Annotated in this window: 18 protein-coding genes; 10 read left to right on the forward strand and 8 right to left on the reverse strand. The window is 30.5% G+C overall.

The genetic code is table 11. From position 1 onward, the window contains the following. From porG to PG912_RS02530, 3 genes are all read right to left on the reverse strand, one after another. Positions 1-681, reverse strand: a complete 681-nt coding sequence (gene porG, locus PG912_RS02520) for a type IX secretion system protein PorG (RefSeq protein WP_275688347.1) — start codon at positions 679-681, stop codon at positions 1-3. A gap of 105 nt (positions 682-786) precedes the next feature. Next, the gene (locus PG912_RS02525; protein ID WP_275688348.1) at positions 787-1683 is read right to left on the reverse strand and encodes an NAD kinase; all 897 of its coding nucleotides are present in this window, start codon (positions 1681-1683) and stop codon (positions 787-789) included. A gap of 33 nt (positions 1684-1716) precedes the next feature. Next, positions 1717-2376 carry a CBS domain-containing protein gene (locus tag PG912_RS02530; protein WP_275688349.1) on the reverse strand — a complete coding sequence of 220 codons (660 nt, stop codon included), beginning with the start codon at positions 2374-2376 and terminating at the stop codon, positions 1717-1719. A gap of 59 nt (positions 2377-2435) precedes the next feature. Between PG912_RS02530 and PG912_RS02535 the strand changes: the two genes are divergently transcribed. Further along, positions 2436-3149, forward strand: coding sequence for a pyridoxine 5'-phosphate synthase (locus tag PG912_RS02535; RefSeq protein ID WP_275688350.1), 714 nt, complete (start codon positions 2436-2438; stop codon positions 3147-3149). Position 3150: 1 nt separating this feature from the next. Then, positions 3151-3918 (forward strand): alpha/beta fold hydrolase, encoded by a 768-nt coding sequence (locus PG912_RS02540; RefSeq protein ID WP_275688351.1) that lies wholly within the window; start codon positions 3151-3153, stop codon positions 3916-3918. Between the two features lie 29 nt (positions 3919-3947). On the opposite strand, the gene PG912_RS02545 is transcribed toward PG912_RS02540, so the two are convergent. Both PG912_RS02545 and PG912_RS02550 read right to left on the reverse strand, forming a co-directional pair. Then, the gene (locus PG912_RS02545) at positions 3948-4742 is read right to left on the reverse strand and encodes a tRNA pseudouridine synthase A (protein ID WP_275688352.1); all 795 of its coding nucleotides are present in this window, start codon (positions 4740-4742) and stop codon (positions 3948-3950) included. 93 nt (positions 4743-4835) lie between these two features. After that, complete coding sequence (locus tag PG912_RS02550) at positions 4836-5417, reverse strand: Crp/Fnr family transcriptional regulator (RefSeq protein ID WP_275688353.1); 582 nt, start codon at positions 5415-5417, stop codon at positions 4836-4838. Between the two features lie 112 nt (positions 5418-5529). Between PG912_RS02550 and PG912_RS02555 the strand changes: the two genes are divergently transcribed. From PG912_RS02555 to clpX, 4 genes are all read left to right on the forward strand, one after another. Next, positions 5530-5877 carry a phage holin family protein gene (locus PG912_RS02555; RefSeq protein WP_275688354.1) on the forward strand — a complete coding sequence of 116 codons (348 nt, stop codon included), beginning with the start codon at positions 5530-5532 and terminating at the stop codon, positions 5875-5877. Between the two features lie 128 nt (positions 5878-6005). Then, positions 6006-7328, forward strand: coding sequence for a trigger factor (tig, locus tag PG912_RS02560; RefSeq protein ID WP_275688355.1), 1323 nt, complete (start codon positions 6006-6008; stop codon positions 7326-7328). A 191-nt stretch (positions 7329-7519) separates the two neighbouring features. Then, the gene (gene clpP, locus PG912_RS02565; protein WP_275688356.1) at positions 7520-8179 is read left to right on the forward strand and encodes an ATP-dependent Clp endopeptidase proteolytic subunit ClpP; all 660 of its coding nucleotides are present in this window, start codon (positions 7520-7522) and stop codon (positions 8177-8179) included. Positions 8180-8241: 62 nt separating this feature from the next. After that, a complete protein-coding gene (gene clpX, locus PG912_RS02570; protein ID WP_260586339.1) occupies positions 8242-9480 on the forward strand; it encodes an ATP-dependent Clp protease ATP-binding subunit ClpX in 1239 nt (412 codons plus the stop codon). A 150-nt stretch (positions 9481-9630) separates the two neighbouring features. Here the strand turns inward: clpX and PG912_RS02575 are convergent, their stop codons facing one another. Further along, on the reverse strand, positions 9631-10965 hold the full coding sequence (locus PG912_RS02575) for a leucine-rich repeat domain-containing protein (protein WP_275688357.1): 1335 nt from the start codon (positions 10963-10965) through the stop codon (positions 9631-9633). Positions 10966-11089: 124 nt separating this feature from the next. On the opposite strand from PG912_RS02575, the gene dnaG reads away from it, so the two are divergent. Beyond that, positions 11090-13093, forward strand: a complete 2004-nt coding sequence (gene dnaG / locus PG912_RS02580; protein WP_275688358.1) for a DNA primase — start codon at positions 11090-11092, stop codon at positions 13091-13093. A 205-nt stretch (positions 13094-13298) separates the two neighbouring features. Here dnaG and nadE read toward each other — a convergent pair whose 3' ends face one another. Beyond that, complete coding sequence (gene nadE / locus PG912_RS02585) at positions 13299-14087, reverse strand: NAD(+) synthase (protein ID WP_275688359.1); 789 nt, start codon at positions 14085-14087, stop codon at positions 13299-13301. Between the two features lie 94 nt (positions 14088-14181). Between nadE and gldB the strand changes: the two genes are divergently transcribed. The 3 genes from gldB (at position 14182) to PG912_RS02600 (ending at position 17584) form a co-directional block, all read left to right on the forward strand. Continuing rightward, on the forward strand, positions 14182-15144 hold the full coding sequence (gene gldB, locus PG912_RS02590; protein ID WP_275688360.1) for a gliding motility lipoprotein GldB: 963 nt from the start codon (positions 14182-14184) through the stop codon (positions 15142-15144). Next, a complete protein-coding gene (gene gldC / locus PG912_RS02595) occupies positions 15144-15479 on the forward strand; it encodes a gliding motility protein GldC (protein ID WP_275688361.1) in 336 nt (111 codons plus the stop codon). The genes gldB and gldC overlap by 1 nt, the downstream gene beginning before the upstream one ends. A 158-nt stretch (positions 15480-15637) precedes the next feature. Continuing rightward, positions 15638-17584, forward strand: a complete 1947-nt coding sequence (locus PG912_RS02600) for a tetratricopeptide repeat-containing sensor histidine kinase (protein WP_275688362.1) — start codon at positions 15638-15640, stop codon at positions 17582-17584. A gap of 18 nt (positions 17585-17602) precedes the next feature. Here the strand turns inward: PG912_RS02600 and folK are convergent, their stop codons facing one another. Further along, a complete protein-coding gene (gene folK / locus PG912_RS02605) occupies positions 17603-18751 on the reverse strand; it encodes a 2-amino-4-hydroxy-6-hydroxymethyldihydropteridine diphosphokinase (protein ID WP_275688363.1) in 1149 nt (382 codons plus the stop codon). Between the last annotated feature and the right edge of the window lie 254 nt (positions 18752-19005).

Genomic DNA, 19005 nt, shown 5'->3' on the forward strand with positions numbered 1-19005 from the left:
TTATTCTGTTAATCCTTTATAACACGGAGGTCGTCCGAAAGAGTATACTATTGATAACCCGGTAAATACATACCAATCATTTCCTGTGCCGCCAAAATTTAAATTAGCTATTTTATCCGTTGTAAAATCAATATCATCTACTAGTGTAAAACGAACTCCTGTTTCAAATGCAATAGCTAAATGATCATCTAATCTCCCTTTAATACCAATACCTACAGGTAAAGAATATGAAAATTTATTTTTTAAACGAATTGTAGTAGGAGAAGTTCTTTTTACAGGGCTCGAGTAGTTAAAAACGGCAATTTCAGCTAATAAATAAGGTGTGAAGGTTGTATTGTAGTTGCTAATATTATAATCAAAAAAATTAAATTCTAACCCAGCGGCAAATTCATGGATATTGTTTGTAAATTGATATCCTCTTTTTTGACGGAATAAATTTTCAGCATCACTATCTTTATTAGAAACAGGGATGTATGTATAAGTTCCTCTTAACGCGATTCTGGGGTTTAGGTTGTATTTGTATATTAAACCACCTCCAATCTTATTGGGATATATGTAGTTTGTACGACCTACATCACCAATATAATTAGAGCCACCAACGAAAACACCTACTTCGTGAGTTTGCGATTGTATTGTAATTGCTGTTAAAGCAAATGATATGAATAAAAAAAGTTTCTTCATTGTAAAAATAGCGTGCAAATATAGTAAAATGAATTTGCTTTAAAAAGTTAATAATCTACCTTCTTGATTAACCTTTTTTTGAGGTTTTATTGCTATGAAGTGTATTTATAAAGATTCATTACGAGTGTCTTCTCCCCATAAAAGCTTGCCTCTTAGTGTTTTTAGATGTGATTGATTTTGAAGTAAAATACTTTTTATAGTAAAAGAAGCTCTCTGTATTTTTATTTGTGTTCCTAATGGTATCGTTGTAATACGAGAGTCTAACGAGATTAAAAAATCTTTTTCACGAGCACTTACTTCTAATTGAATTACAGTGTCGTCTGGTATTACCATTGGCCTTGCGTTTAGGTTGTGTGGTGCAATAGGGGTGATAACAAAGCTTTTAGAATCTGGTAGTATTACAGGACCATTACAACTTAAAGAATAACCAGTAGACCCAGTTGGTGTTGATATGATTAAGCCGTCTGCCCAGTAATTTGTTAAGTATTCTTGATTTAAATATGTTTTTACACCAATCATAGAAGTGGTGTTTCTACGAGCGATAGTTATTTCGTTTAAAGCAAAATCTAGTTCTGTAAATTCTTCTGTTTGTGGTGTAGTTTCTATTTGTAATAAAGACCTGTTTTGAATTGTGTAATTATTTTCTAATAACAAAGCAACAGCTTCTTCAATCTGATCTTTTTGTACTGTAGCTAAAAAACCGAGTCTACCAGTATTAATCCCTAAAAAAGGAATGTCTAAATCACGAATATAAGTTGCAGCTCTTAAGAATGTTCCGTCACCTCCAATAGTAAACATCATGTCAAAAGAGTTAGATAAATCATTGAAATGAGCGTATGTAGGATATTTTTTTGTCAAAGAATTATTTTCAACCAATAAGTCATAAAATTCTTTTTCAAAAAAAACAACAATCTTGTTTTTCTCTAATGCCGATACTAATATTTTAATTTCCTTTTCAGCAGAAATGGTATAAGCTTGACCGTAAATAGCTACTTTTTTCACTTGTAATAATTTTTTAGGATAGAGATATGTAAATTACATATCTAAGTATTTTCTTAAATAAGAGGCTCTGTCTTTTAATTCTTCTAAGTAAAAATCGTCCTCATGTTTTGTGATAACAGTATAATCGTACCTGCGAAAAGTTTGAATGATTTCATTTATTTCTTCCGTAATTATTTTTAAGGTAATTTGAATGTTATCTTGATTTTCAGAAGAAATATAGAGTCCTAATAATTTAGCGCCATTGGTTTCAATTATTTGGGCAACTTCTCCCATTGAAGCATCATTTTTGCTTTTTTCTATGGTTAAAGTGTCACTTTCGTTGTGTAAAAAAGGACTATCAGCAAAAGCATCTAAAACATCGCTTAACTCATAGTAACCAGTATACTGCATTTCTTTATTTAAAACGGGAATTAAATTACAGTCATTATCAGCAAATAGCACAATTAAATCGAGTAAGGTAGTTTTCTCGTTAGCATAAAAATGATCTAACAAATAAGCGTATTCACTAAGTTGTTGATTTTTATCTTCAATAGTTTGAATATCGCTTTCTGGTAAGCAACCAACTAACTTTCCGCTTTCAATAATAGGAATATGTGTTATAGGTAAGTTTTTACATACTTTTTGAGCACTTTTTACAGTGCTTTTTAAAGTAAGTGCTTTAATTTCTTTCAGTATAAAATCGTTGATATTCATTACTACGAATATAGTTTAAAATGTTTTAATGATTTATCTTTGTAATCTAATTTTATGAGATGACAAAGTTAAGCGTAAATATTAATAAAATTGCGACGTTGCGTAATTCTAGAGGAGGAAATACACCTGATTTATTAAAGGTAGCAGTCGATATTCAGGATTTTGGCGCAGCAGGAATTACAATTCACCCAAGGCCAGATGAGCGCCATATTCGTTACCAAGATGCTTATGATTTAAAATCGATTGTAACTACCGAATATAATATTGAAGGAAATCCGATTGATCAATTCATGAAAATGGTGTTGGCAATAAAGCCAACACAAGTAACATTGGTGCCAGATAGTGTAGATACTTTAACATCAAATGCTGGTTGGGATACTGTTGCAAATCAATCGTATTTACAAGAAGTGATTTCTGAATTTAAAAATAACGGAATTAGAACTTCAATTTTTATTGATACAGATTTAAAGTTGATTGAAGCCGCAGGCAAAACAGGAGCAGATCGTATTGAATTATATACTGAAGAATTTGCTACACAATTTGATTTAGGTAATAAAAAAGCTATAAAACCTTATACTGATGCTGCAATTTTAGCACACGAATTAGGTTTAGGTATTAACGCAGGACATGATTTAAGTTTAGAAAACATCAAATTTTTTAAAGAAAATATCCCCAATTTGGCGGAAGTTTCTATAGGGCACGCGCTTATTTCTGAGTCGTTGTATTTAGGTTTAGAAAACGTGGTAAATATGTATTTACACAGATTACAATAAGATGCAAATTTTACACTCTAGAATAGTAGGTGAAGGAAAACCGTTGTTAATTTTACACGGTTATTTTGGTATGGGTGATAATTGGAAAAGTCATGCGAACAAATTAGGTGAAGACGGATTTGAGGTGCATTTAATAGATCAACGAAATCATGGTCGTAGTTTTCATTCTGATGAATTTAATTACGAAGTAATGGTTGCCGATTTGTATAATTACATACAACATCATAATTTAGAAAAGGTAGCTTTATTAGGGCATTCTATGGGCGGAAAAACAGTAATGTTATTCGCAACTGAGTATCCAGAATTGGTAAATAAATTAATGGTTGCCGATATTTCGCCAAGAATGTATCCGCCACATCATCATGATATTTTAGAAGCTTTAAATTCGGTTGATTTTACGATTCAAAATTCACGAAAACTGATTGATGAAAAACTGTCAGGATTAATTCCAGAAGCTGGTGTGCGACAATTTTTACTGAAAAACGTGTACAGAAAAACGAAAGATGAACTAGCTTTTCGTTTTAATTTAAAATCATTAACAGAAAATAATAACGAAGTTGGAGAAGCCTTACCTTCGTTTACCGTTTTTGAAGGAGAAACCTTGTTTTTAAAAGGTGAAAATTCAGGTTATATTTCGGTAAATGAAGAGCCGATTATCAATGCGCATTTTCCGAACTCTACTATAAAAAAAATAGCCAACGCAGGGCACTGGCTACATGCAGAAAATCCGAAGGATTTTTATACAGCGCTTATCGGTTTTTTAAATTGATTTTTGGAGGTGTTTCTGTTAGCGTTTAATTACTCCAATCCAACACTCAGCATTTTTACCAAATTTTGTGAATCATCCAGCTTTAAAAAAGGATATTCCACCTTACTGAGAAAAAGACCGTTTGGATGTGCAGAATACTTAACTTTTAGCTCTCTTTTCAGGTTTAAAATTTCGTTAAATTCATCTACAGTTATTTTACAGCGTCCGACTTCTAGTAAATAATAAACACAAATTCTTACCATGCCGCGTAAAAAACGATTACCGGTAATCGTAAAGCGCATGCGTCCTTGTGCTTCATCAATAAATAATTCGCAATTACTTATCTCACACAGTGTATTATCGTATAAATGTGGTTGTTTGCATAATGCTCTAAAATCTCTAGTTTTACGAATAAGAGCCACAGCTTTTTTTATTAAGTGGAAGTCTAGTATTAAATCTTCATAAAAAGAACTATTGTGAAATAGTATTGGGTTTTTCTTCCAATGGATAAAGTAATCGTAGGTGCGTGATACTGCTCCATAACGCGCATATTGGTCTTCGTTGACTTCAAATATTTCAAAAACGGCGATGCTATTGGGTAGATTTTTGTTCAGCCTAAATTTTAAATCGAATTTAGGTGCTTCATCAATATTGATGTCTATAACATATTGGCTAGCATGTACACCAGCATCGGTTCTGCCGCAACCATAAACGCTTATTCTTTTCTTAAAGAGTTTAAAAAGTGTTTGCTCTAAGGTTTCTTGAACCGTATTTTGGGTGTTATTCTGTCTTTGCCAACCGCTGTAATCGGTACCATCGAATCCTAAGTGTATAAAATATCGCATTTGTTAATTAGAAAAATAGTGGTTTTAGTTAGCGAAGTTAGTAGAAAACGCTTTAGGAATCAACTTGATTTTTTGATGCTAAATGTATTTATATTATTTTAAAGAGGTTTCTTTTCTGATTCTACTTAACGAAGTATCGGTAATACCTAAATAAGAAGCTACGATTTTTAAAGACACGCTTTTAAGGATTTCAGGTTGCTTTTTCATTAATTTTAAATAGCGTTTTTCGGCAGAATCTTTTATCATACCTAGCATGCGATCTTTAAGGTTTGAGTAATTCAGAATCAACATCATTCTACCAAACTCTCTAAATTCAGGTATGCTATGAAAACTTTCTTGTACATCTTCGTATTTCATTTTCCATAAAACACAATCGGTAAGGCTTTGAAAATTTTCGCTACTAGGTTTTTGTTTAAAAAATGATAGAAAGTCGTTTACAAAACAAAAAGGAGAAAAAATATTGGTAGTAATTTCATTGCCATTACTATCAACTGTGTAAGATCTTACGAGTCCAGATTCTAATATATAAGTCGCTCTCGGAGTTTTGTTCTCAGTTAAAATATCAAGATTGCTTTTAATTTCAATCAATTCGAATTTTTCTGTCAATAATTTTGCTTTTTCACTAGGCATTGGCAGTATTGATTGTATGTAGTTTTGTAGATTGTCTTTGTTCATCGTTTAGGTTCGTGTGGTTAAAAAAATAAAGATATCAACTTAAAACTGACAAATTTACAGGTTATCTTTTTTGGTACGATTATCGCTTTTTATCAGTAAAACAATAAAAGTAATGAAACTATTTTTAAAATTATTGCTAACCGCGTTAGCAGTTATCGTATTAGCAAGTGTATTGCCAGGAGTAACGGTAACAAGTTATGTAACCGCAGTAATTGTTGCGTTAGTAATTTCGTTGTTAAATATGTTTGTACGTCCGTTATTAGTATTTTTCACTTTGCCAGCAACTATTGTAACGCTTGGGTTATTCTTGTTTGTAATTAACGCAGTTATTATATTATTAGCTAGTAATTTGGTGGGCGGTTTTGCCGTAAACGGATTTTTCACAGCACTCTTATTTAGTGTGTTGTTATCAATATTCAGATCATTCTTGTTCTCGTTATTAAAAGAAGAGAAGAAGTAAAAAGAGCCAAGAGGATAAGAATCAAGACGCAAGCTTAAAACAAGTCTTTGCTCTTGTAACTGATTGTCTTGTTTCTAAATAAATAAAAGAGTAATTTTGCACCCGATTTTAAAGAAACATATTTTAAGATGAATATTACAAAACAAAACGTAGATGCGTTAAACGCAGTTATAAAAGTTGATATAGTTGCTGAAGATTATCAAGCTACAGTAACAAAGCAATTAGAAGATTACCGTAAAAAAGCAAACATTCCAGGATTTAGAAAAGGTCAAGTGCCAATGGGAATGGTTAAGAAACAATACGGAAAATCAATAATGATTGATGAAGTAAATAAACTTTTACAACAATCATTAAATAAATATTTAGCCGAAGAAAAATTAGATATTTTAGGAAATCCATTACCAAGAATAGAAGATAATTTTAATTGGGATGCGGAGAAGTTTTCTTTTGAATTCGAATTAGGGCTAGCTCCTGAATTTGATGTAAACTTGAAGCCTAAAAATAAGGTTACGCAATATAACATCATCGCTACAGATGAGTTATTAACTAAAGAAGTTGAAAATATTCAAACACGTTACGGTAAAATATCACCTATTGATGCAGCTACAGAAGAAGCTAACATTACAGGTACATTTGCAAACGAAGCAGAAGAAATTAATAAAAAATCAACAATTTCTGTAAAAGATATTAAAGGTAAAACAAACATAAAGAAGTTTGTAGGTGCTAAAGTTGGTGATGTTTTAGAGTTAAAAACAAAGAGTTTATTTGAAGATGAGCACAAGTTGCAAGATGCTTTAGGTGTTGCTCATGAAGCGGTTCATGGTTTAGATGTTGCTGTTGCTTTTACAATTGAAGAAGTAACAAAAACAGAAGCTGCAGAATTAGACAAAGAATTATTTGATAAATTATTTGCTGACGGAAGTGTAAGTACAGTATCTGATTTAAAAGATAAAATTAAAGAAGACGCAGAAAAACAATTTCAGCAACAAGCAGATCAGCAATTATTAAATGCAATTACTGAAAACTTAGTAGAGAACACAAAATTTGAGTTACCTACTGAATTTTTACAAAAGTGGTTACAAACTGCAGGTGAAAAGCAATTAACTGCTGAAGAAGCTGTAGCTGAATATAATAAATCTGAAAAAGGTTTACGTTACCAATTAATCGAAGGAAAGGTTATGAAGGATAACGATATTAAGATTGATTATAAAGAATTAGTGGATTATGCAAAAGGATTTATCCGTTCGCAAATGGCACAGTTTGGTAACATGAATCCAGAAGAAAAAGAGTTAGACGATATCGCTGGTAGAGTATTACAAAACCAAGAAGAAGCTCAAAAATTACAATCTCAATTAATTAGCCAAAAATTATTAGGTTTTTATAAAGAGAACATGAGCTTTGATTCGAAAGAACTTTCTTATGAAGATTTCATTAAAGAAGTATATAAATAAATGTCATTGCGAGGAGCGAAGTAACCTGATTATTAAAAACTAGGTTGGTTGAATTAATTTTCCCTCAGTAAAGATTAAAAAACATAAGAAACCTGAATGTGAATTCAGGTTTTTTTAGCCATAAACGGTAACAATATACTAACGAAATAGTTCTTATATTTACACCATATAACCCAAAAAACATTTTTAAAATGGATTACGGAAAAGAATTTGAAAAGTACGCAACAAAGCACCACGGAATAAACAGCACATATTTAGGTAAAATAACAAGTAGTTTAACGCCATATATTATGGAAGAACGTCAGATGAACATTACCCAAATGGATGTTTTTTCTCGTTTAATGATGGACAGAATTATCTTTTTAGGTACAGGAGTTAACGACCAAGTAGCCAATGTAATTCAAGCACAATTATTGTTCTTAGAAAGTGTTGATGCGAGCAAAGATATTTCAATATACATTAATTCTCCAGGAGGAGGCGTTTATGCAGGTTTAGGTATTTACGATACCATGCAATTTATAAAGCCAGATGTAGCAACAATTTGTACAGGTATGGCAGCATCTATGGGCGCTGTTTTAATGTGTGCGGGTGCTAAAGGGAAGCGTTCTGCATTACCACATTCTCGTATTATGATTCACCAACCAATGGGAGGTGCACAAGGACAAGCTTCTGATATGGAAATTACCGTAAAAGAAATCGGGAAGTTAAAAACTGAATTATATGATATCATTGCAGATCATTCAGGACAAACTTTCGAAAAAGTACAAGAAGATTCTGATAGAGATTATTGGATGAAAGCCGACGAAGCAAAAGCGTACGGAATGGTAGATGAAATTTTAACAAGAAAATAATATATTACTGTTATAACGAGATTACGTTGTAAACTCGTTATAACGTTATAAAGTAGCATAAAATGTCGAAAGAAGAAAACTTAGAATGTTCCTTTTGTGGGCGTAAAAAACCAGAAACCGATTTATTAATTGCGGGTATGGATGCGCACATTTGCGATAAATGTATAGAGCAAGCACACGGAATAGTAGAAGAAGAAGTTAAAGGAGCTATATCAGAAGGATTATCTAAAGATTTAACGTTAAGAAAGCCAAAAGAAATTAAAGCTTTTTTAGATGAATATATCATTGGACAAAGTGAAACCAAAAGAGGAATGTCGGTAGCCGTTTATAATCACTATAAACGATTATTACAGTCTAAAGATGATGAAGATGAGGTTGAGATAGAAAAATCTAACATTGTTTTAGTAGGTGAAACAGGTACTGGTAAAACATTAATAGCACGTACAATTGCTAAAATGTTAAACGTACCATTTTCTATTGTAGATGCTACCGTTTTAACGCAAGCAGGTTACGTAGGTGAAGATGTTGAAAGTATTTTAAGTCGCTTATTACAAGCCGCAGATTACGATGTAGATAAAGCACAACGAGGTATTGTTTTTATTGATGAAATTGATAAAATAGCTCGTAAAGGAGATAACCCATCAATTACTAGAGATGTATCTGGGGAAGGTGTTCAGCAAGCGTTATTAAAATTATTAGAAGGATCTGTTGTAAATGTTGCTCCTAAAGGAGGAAGAAAGCATCCAGATCAGAAGTTTATTGAAGTAGATACCAAAGAGATTTTATTTATCGCTGGTGGTGCTTTTTCAGGAATTGATAGAATCATCAGTAAGCGTTTAAATATGCAAGCAGTTGGTTATAGTGCTTCAATAGATGAAGATAAGGTTGATGAAAGTAACTTGTTGCAATACATCATTCCGTCTGATTTAAAATCATTTGGATTAATTCCAGAAATTATCGGTCGTTTACCTGTATTAAGTTACATGAATCCATTAGATGCAAAAACATTACGCGCCATTTTAACAGAACCTAAAAATTCTATTATAAAGCAATATACAAAGTTATTTGCGATGGATGATGTTGAGTTTACTTTAACAGAAGAAGCATTACAATATATTGTTGATAAAGCAATTGAGTATAAATTGGGTGCTCGGGGATTACGTTCGTTATGTGAAGCTATTTTAACCGACGCAATGTTTGATATGCCTAGTTCTGATGAGAAAGAGTTAAAGGTAACCAAAGAATATGCAGAATCTAAAGTTACAAAATCAGCTTTAAAGAAATTAAGAGCTGTTTCGTAATTCAGTGTCAAAGCGTTATTCTGAATCTATTTTCAGAATAACATTTTTATAGTTAAAAACATTTTAGCTCGAGCAAACTTGATAAATTAAAACAAAAAAGAGACCACATTTTAATAAATGTGGTCTCTTTTATTTTGTGTTAAAAGTGCTTTAGTGCGTTATAACTTTACTATGTTTTTTAATCCATTGATTAAGTTGATCTGCAGTTAAATTATATTTTTGCTGTATTTCGCTTTTTTTCTTTTGTAAATGAGTTGCATTTAAAACAGCATATTCATATTCTTTAGCAACTGATTTTTGGAATTTTTCATAATAACTTCCTGCTGTTTCTTGTGGGTGTACAGTTTTAGCTTTAAGTGCAGAATTTCCAAGTAAATTAATCCACTCAGTAAACTCTTCAGTATTTAAATTGTACTTCTTTTGCACTTCTTCTTTTTTACTTTGTAAGTAAGAAGGTGTTAAAATAGCTTTTTCATACTCTTCTACAGCTGATTTCTTGAATTTAGAATAATAAGCAACAGAATGTTTTTGAGGTAAGCCAACATCAGTACTTTTAACAGCATTTTTATTAGCAACTAGTAAGCTTGAGTATTTATTAATCCATTCGGTTAACTGAGCTGGATTTAAATTATATTGCTGTTGTAATTCGTTCTTTTTACTTTGTAAATGTGCCGTTGTTAAAACTAATTTATCATATTCAGTAACGACAGAAAGTTGAAACTTTTCATAATAATTAGAAGCTGTTTCTTTTGATGAGCTATTCTGTACGGGTTGCGCTTTTTTAACTGGTTTTGTTACCGTTGGTTTGCTTTCTTGTACAGTTTTAACTTCAACACTTTCGTTAATGTCTAAGTTGTTTGTGTATGCAGCAGTATCGTCTTTATACCACCCTTGAGGGATATTGTTAAGTTGTTTGTCATTTACAAGAATAGCATCAATTTCGTTACTAGTAGTATCTAAACTTTCTAGTTTTGTACAACCTTTAACATCTAAGTTGGTTAAACGATTAAAGCTACAATATAAACTTTCAAGATTTTCATTTTTTCCAATAATAAGTTCTGTTAACTCATTATTATCACAACTTACATAAACTAATTCGGTGTTGTTACTAAGATCAAGACGCTCTATTTTATTATCACTACAATTTAAAAAAGTAATAGAGGTACTTTTAGATAAATCTATTTTAGTAATATTATTACCAAAGCAATCGATACGTTTTAAATTAGGAAAGCTTTCAAGACCTGTTAAATCTTTAACTTTCGAATGTACGTTTGGTAATAATTTATTGGTTATAGGGTCATTTATATTTAAATTAACGACATATCTTGCATCGCTAACTAAAATGCTTCCGTTTAAACCATTAGAGTCAATTCCTAAATCGATTAGACATTCTTCTAAACCAATATCAGGAATGGTAATTGTTTCTTGTGAAGCAACATTTAAACTTAGTAATATTGTAAATATGAATGATATATATGTTTTCATGATGGGTAATTTGTGGCAAAACTATATATTTATAAGTTTTTAGCAAATAAAATACTGATGTTATTTCTTTTTAATCAACAAAATATATAAAACGAGTATATTTGTTCGCTGTATTTTACACTATATGATAACCCAACAAACGATAGAGAAAGTTTTTGAAGCCGCCCAAGTAGCTGAGGTGATAGGAGAGTTTGTGCAATTAAAAAAATCTGGAAGTAGTTTTAAAGGTTTAAGTCCGTTTACAGATGAGAGAACTCCGTCTTTTATGGTATCGCCTGTAAAACAGATATGGAAAGATTTTAGTACAGGAAAAGGTGGGAACGCGGTTTCTTTTTTGATGGAACACGAGCATTACACATATCCAGAGGCAATTAAATGGTTAGCCAAAAAATACAATATCGAAATTGAAGAAACCGAGCAGTCTGACGAGCAAAAAGAGCAGCTGAACGAAAGAGAAAGTATGTTTTTGGCATCTAAATTTGCTAAAGATTATTTTCACGATGTATTAATGAACAGTCAAAAGGGGCGTGCAATCGGATTGTCTTACTTTAAAGAAAGAGGTTTTAGGGAAGATATTATCGAAAAATTCGATTTAGGGTATTGTAAAGATGAATGGACTAATTTTACTGATGCTGCATTAGCAAAGGGCTATGATTTAAAATATTTAAAATCTACAGGTTTAACAATTGTAAAGGAAGGTGGTGCACAAATTAAAAAATTTGATCGTTTTAAAGGTCGTGTAATGTTTCCGATACATAGTATGTCGGGGCGAATTTTAGGTTTTGGAGGTAGAATACTTACCAATGATAAAAAAGCAGCAAAATATTTAAACTCTCCAGAAAGTGATATTTACCATAAAAGTAAAATTTTATACGGAATTTATCACGCAAAGAAAGAGATCGCAAAACAAGATAACTGTTATTTGGTAGAAGGATATACCGATGTTATTTCTTTTTATCAATCGGGAGTAGAAAATGTGGTTGCTTCTTCTGGTACTGCGCTTACTTCTGATCAAATTAGATTGGTAAATCGATTAACTAAAAATATTACTGTTTTATTTGATGGTGATGCTGCCGGAATTAGAGCTTCTATTCGTGGTATCGATTTGATTCTCGAACAAGGTATGAATGTGAAAGTAGTTTCTTTTCCTGAAGGAGAAGACCCTGACAGTTTTGCAAAAGCACACTCTACAGAAGAATTAAAACAATATTTAGAAGAAAAATCACAAGATTTTATTGAGTTTAAAGTGTCTTTATTAATGGAGGACGCTGCGAACGACCCTGTAAAAAAAGCGGGATTAATTCGTGATATTGTTACCAGTATTTCTAAAATTCCTGATGGTATTCAAAGAGAAGTATACGTGCAAGAATGTGCGCGTATTATGGATATTTCTGAACGTGTTTTGTTTAGCGAATTAGCGCAGCTAATTAGTAAAGGAATGGCTAGTTCAAATAAACAGGGTCAAGGTAATAGTTCTTATCAGCCGCAAGTTGAATATTCACAGCAACAAGAAACAGCTTTAGGTCTTGTAAAAGGAGGAGGGAAAGGACGTCAAAAAATAGATCAACTTAATATTTTAGAAAAAGAAATTATAAGAATATTATTACTATACGGAAATGAAGTAATTGATTTTGTAAACTGGGTAGATGGTGTTGATGAAAAAGGACGTCCTGTTTTAGAAAAAGAAGAATATCAAAATACAGTTTCTAATGAGTTGTATTTAAATTTACAAGAAGATGAAATTGAGTTTGCCAACGAAATTTTTAAATTAACTTATTATCAATTAGTGCATCAGTTAAATCAAGATGAAAAAATTTCTATTGATCAATTAATAATGCATGAAAATCAAGAAATATCAAATTTAGTAACCAATATCTTAATGGATGAAGAAAAATATTCTTTAAGCGATTGGGAGCGAAAAGAGATTTTTGTAACAGAAACGGTGAAAATATTACCTAAACTAGTTTCAGATGCCGTGTTAAATTTAAGAAGAATTTTGATTGAAGAAAAAATTAAAGAGATTATGCACGAAGTACAAACTCAAAATGCAGTACTAGATCTCGAAGAAATTTCTAATTACACCGATTTAAAAAAGCGTTTATTTGAGAAGCTTAACCGCGTGGTTTAGGTATTAATATATAAGTGTTTATCCTCTTTTATTATATCATATATTTTCTGTAATTTCGAAACGAAAAAAAGAAAAAGATATTATGAAAAAATTGCTAGATTTTTTTGAACTACTAAGATTGATTGTACTGTTGCCGTTTAAAATTTCGAACGGACATAAAAAACGTGCGTATCAAAAGATTAAACGACAAATGCTGTTGGTTAATTTACTTTAAATTACTAGGTATTTCGCAAACAGGAATAGGTATCATTTTGTGTTGGTTAATTCGATTAAGACGAGTGTATATTTTAAATACTTCTAGTTTTCTATCAGAAAAATCAGCATTGCTTTTACCTTCATTTTGCATTTGCATTGCCCACTCTAATTCATCATACGACGCACCTATTTGATCTTCATCTGTTCTGCTATCACCAAATAAACCATCTGTAGGTTGTGCTTTTTGAATTGATTGTGGCACTTCTAAATGCGCAGCTAAGTCAAACACTTCCGATTTAACTAAATCTGCAATAGGACTTAAATCAACACCTCCATCACCATACTTGGTGTAAAAACCTACGCCAAAATCTTCTACTTTATTACCCGTTCCGGCCACTAATAATCCGTGTAAACCTGCAAAATAATACAAAGTAGTCATGCGTAAACGCGCACGTGTATTTGCTAAGGCTAAATCGGTTTTCGCTGATTTTTCAACTTTAGGAACTATGTTTTTAAAATTTTCAAAAGTACTTGTTAAGTTTACTTCACCTTCGGTAACATTACTAAAGCGCTCTTTTAACTGTTTAATATGTTCATTTGCTCTGTTTACTTGACTTTCTGCTTGATGAATTGGTAACTCAACACATAAAGTAGGTAAACCAGTTTTTGCACATAAAGTTGAGGTAACAGCACTATCTATACCACCAGAAATACCAATTACAAACCCGTTAACGCCAGCATTTGTTGCGTATTCTTTTAGCCATTGTACAATATGTTCTGAAACTTTAGGTGTATTCATAATCAGATAGATTTTTAAAGATTTATATAAAAAGGATATAAACTATTTTAGTAATTTTGACGTTGTAATATTGAATGTAAATATACTAAACTTCATGAGAAAATTTTTAGCACTTTGTGTTTTAGTTACTGGTTTAATGTCTTGTAAAAAAGAGGCAACTATTAATTTTAAGGTTGATGTTTCTAATATTGATGTTGTTGTAAATATAGATCGATTTGACGTTGATTTTTATACTACAACTTCAAATAATTTAAACGAAACAAAAAACAAATATCCGTTGTTATTTCCAGCACAACACGATAGTGTTTGGGTAAATAAAATAAATAACAAAGATGAAAGAGAATTGTTTAACGAAACTCAAAAAGTTTATAAAAACATAGATAGTTTAAGAGCTGAGTTAACATCACTTTTTAAGCATTTAAAATATTACAATCCGAAGTTTAAAAGTCCGAGAGTAATTACAATGTTAACAAATATCGATTATGATAATCGAATTGTATATGCAGATAGTTTATTGCTAATCTCTTTAGATGCTTATCTTGGTAAAAAGCATCCATTTTATAACGATTATCCTGTTTATGTAAAACAAAACAATGATAAAAAACATATTATTGTAGATGTAGCAAAAGCAATAATAAATGCACAAGTCTTTGCGGGTAAACAAAGAAGTTTTATTGATAAGATAATTCAAAAAGGAAAGAGAATGTATTTGTTAGATACCTATTTACCGATGGTTTCTGATCAAGAAAAAATAGGATACTCCCTAGTTAAATATGATTGGGCAAAAAATAATGAAGAACATATTTGGAAATATTTTATTGAAAAAGATATGCTGTATAGTACCAATAAAGAATTAGATAAACGTTTTATAGATATTGCACCTTTTTCTAAGTTTTATATGGAGCAAGATAATCAGTCACCAGGTAGAATAGGAGAGTTTATTGGTTGGCAAATTGTGCGTTCGTACATGCAAAAGAATGATGTATCTTTGCAAGAATTATTACAAAAAAACGAAGAGGAAATCTTCAAGAATTCAAAATATAAACCAAAGAAATAATGGCGATAGAGCACACTTCTAAAATAACATTTAAGGTAGGGTTAGACGAGAATAAAATTCCTGAAGAAATTTCATGGAATGCTGAAGATGGCGGAATTGATAACGAACCTTCTAAGGCAATCATGTTATCGGTTTGGGATCATAAGAAAAAAGATACTTTACGTATGGATCTTTGGACAAAAGATATGCCTGTTGATGAAATGAAGCAGTTTTATCATCAAACATTAGTATCTATGGCAGCTTCATTTGAAAGAGCTACAGACGATGCTAAAATGGCCGCAACTATGCGAGATTTTTGTGATTATTTTGCAGAGAAATTAGAATTGAAAAAATAAGAAAAAGCAGCTTTTAAGCTGCTTTTTTTAGTTGCTATAATAAATGTGATATTCATTGAGATTGTTTGACTAAATTATGTGCTCTAAAATTATATTAAAGCGAATAATTACTGTGTTTTTTAGAAAATATTTATAGCTATAAATGACTATTTTTGATTATGATTAAATTTATTTTTAAATATTTAGGACTGTGGTTGTTTCTGTGTAGCATTGTAAGTAACAGTCAAATAAATAAATTAAGAGACAACAGTATTAAAAGTGAAAAAGAATTAATTGGTGAAGCTTTTTTTCTTTTGAATAATAATGAGCCAGAAAAGGCGTATATGATGGCTAAAGAGTTAAAGAAATCGATTAAATCTCGATACGCTTTAATGAATAGTAATATGATTTTAGCCTATTATTTTAATCGAAATACAGCGATAGATTCTTCAATTTTTTATGCTAAAGAATCACTTAGATTAAATACAGAAGGAGGAGATTCCTTAAAAGCAAAAAGAAAATCAACCATTTATAATCTTTTAGGAAAAAATTACAATATAAAAGGACTGAATAGCGAAAGTAAAAAATGGTATATAAAAGGAATAGAAGAAGCTCAAAAATATAATGAAAAATACTCTTATTATGCTAACACACACGGTTTAGCTTTAACATATTACAATGATAAAGATTTAAAAAAAGCACTCAGTACCTTTAAAGAATGTTTGTCTTATGTTGAAGATAAAGAAATTACCTATGGGAGTTATATAAATATAGGTATGATTTATGGCGAATTGAAACAATACAATGCTTCTAATGAGTTTCTTAAAAAAGCATATGATATTAGTTTAATAGAAAATAACGCCAAAGCAATGGCTGTAATTCTTTTAAATTTAGCTGATAATGCAGTAGAACAAAAAAATACAGATAAGGCAAAAGAACTTTATACCGAAACAATAGCTATAAGTAATAAAGAAGGCTTTTATCAATTAAAAACAGAAGCTAAAATTGGTTTAGGTAATATATATGTTTTTCTTAAAAGCTATGAGAATGCAGGTTTAACTTATAGTGTAGCTCTTATTGATGCAATAGAGTATGGGCTGTTAGGAAGGCAATTGAAAATTTATGAAAAGCTAAAGAAATTAGCAATAAAAAGAAATAATTATAAAGATGCCTATTACCATAATTCAAATTATTTTAAAATAAGAGACTCTATTAATGAGTTACAAAAAGTTGAAAAAATTAATGAATTAGAGGTTAAATATGAAACAATAAAAAAAGAAAAAGAAATCGTATTGCTTAAGAAAGATCAAGATTTACAAGAGTTTAATTTGAAAAAAGAAAAGGAGAATAAAAAATTGATGTTGGCCTCTTTTTTAATTCTTCTAGTACTTGTTATAAGTGTGCTTGTTAATTATTATTTAAGACTTCAAGCACAAAGTGAATTAAATAAAAAAGAGAAAGAAATTAATTTGCAAAAAGTAACAACATTATATAAAGAAAAAGAATTAGAATTAATAAAGGCAAATATAACAGGAAGAGATATAGAGCGAGAAAGAATTGCTCAAGAATTACATGATAGCATTGGTGGTAATTTAGCGGCAATTAAACTTCAATTAGGAAGCACGAAAATTACAAACCCAGCACACCTTAAAAAAGTAAGCATTCAAATAGATGATACGTATACACAAGTAAGAAATATATCTCATTCATTAATTTCTGATCAAAAAAAAGGAGATGATTTCTGTGATGCTATTGAAATTTATTTAAATAACATTGGTGATTCAAGTAATATAGTTACTTCGTTTACTGTGCATCCAAAGAAAAAAATAAATGGATTGCCTCAAGATATAAAAGCAGAAGTTTTTAAAATAATTCAAGAATTAATAACCAATACACTTAAACACGCAAAGGCTTCTTTTATGGAGTTAAATGTAAATTTATCGGATAACAAACGCTTAAGTATTATGTTTGAAGATAATGGCGTAGGTTTTAACTTTTATGAAACTCCAAAAGGTTTGGGTTATGTAAATATAAAAAATCGGTTAGACAAAATAGACGGGACTTTAATGGTAGACTCTAAAAAGGGTAGAGGAACTATTATTAATATCGAAATAGAAAGAATATAATTGTTATGTAAAAGGGCATTAACCCATAAAGCCCGTAATTATAGTATGGTTTTTTATTTTATTAATGATAAGCTCATAATCTTCTGAGTTATTTACAAAGTCTAAATCAGAAACATCAATAATTAAAATATTTAGCCCTTGTTGTGTTTTTATAAAATTGCTATAACCGTCATGTATTTTTTGTAAATAACTAGCTTCTATATTTTGCTCGTAATCCCTCCCGCGCTTTTTTATGTTCTCTAACAAACGTTCTGTGTTTTGATATAAGTATACATATAAATCGGGTTTAGTGATTTCTTTGTACATTAAATCGAACATTTTACGGTATAGTTTATACTCGTCTTTTTGCAAAGTAACTTGAGCAAAAATTAAAGACTTAAAAATATAGTAATCAGAAACAATAAAGTTTTTAAATAAATCGAACTGCGCTAAATCATCTGTTAATTGCTGATACCTGTCGGCCAAAAAACTCATTTCTAACGGAAAAGCATAACGCTCATTATCCTCATAAAATTTTGGTAAAAACGGATTGTCAGCAAAACGTTCTAACACAACTTTAGCATTAAATTCGTCAGACATCATATTAGCTAAGGATGTTTTTCCTGCACCAATATTTCCTTCTATAGCAATGTAATTGTATTTTTCAGTAATAGGAGTCGGTCTTTTTAATTGCTCTTTAATAGGTGTAATTTCAGAATCGTCTGTACAGTTTTCTAAACAAATATATAAATGTTTTTTTTCTATCGGATGAATAGTGTTTCTAGCAATTTCTACTAAAGGAATTAATACAAACTTTCGATCTAACATCCGCGGATGCGGTACAATAAGATTTTTAGAGAAAATAATTTCATCTTCAAATAAAACAATATCTAAGTCAATAATTCTGTCGGCATAACCATTTGTATCTTTTCTTGCTCTTCCTAATTCTTTCTCTATGGCAAGTAAGTTTTTAATTAAGCTTTCTGGAGGTAAATAAGTGGAAACTTTAATACAAGTGTTGTAAAAATCTGCGCCATCAAAACCTAATGAAGGTGTTTTATATACGGACGCAATTTTAAGGATGGCACCAATCTTATCAGCAATTAAATTTATTGCATTTTGAATGTTATTGAACTTATCACCTTGGTTGGTTCCTATTGATAAATATGTTATTCGTTGTATTTTCATGAGTAGAATGCAAAGAAAAATAAAACTAAAATAAGATACGCGAAAAAGTAGAATTTTATTTTTTTAAAATTAAAAGTAGGGTAAAACAATGTTTTCTTGTTTTGTTATAGGGATTATTTAAAGAGTAACTATTTAGTTTAGGATTATTGGGGAATGATCAAAGTAATATACTCTTTTTATATAGGCTGCTATTTTTAGCAGCCTATTTTAGTTTAAAACAAAAAAAGACAACCATTTGGTTGCCTTTTTTAATT

Source organism: Tenacibaculum retecalamus, assembly GCF_027941755.1.
GTDB lineage: Bacteria > Bacteroidota > Bacteroidia > Flavobacteriales > Flavobacteriaceae > Polaribacter > Polaribacter haliotis_B.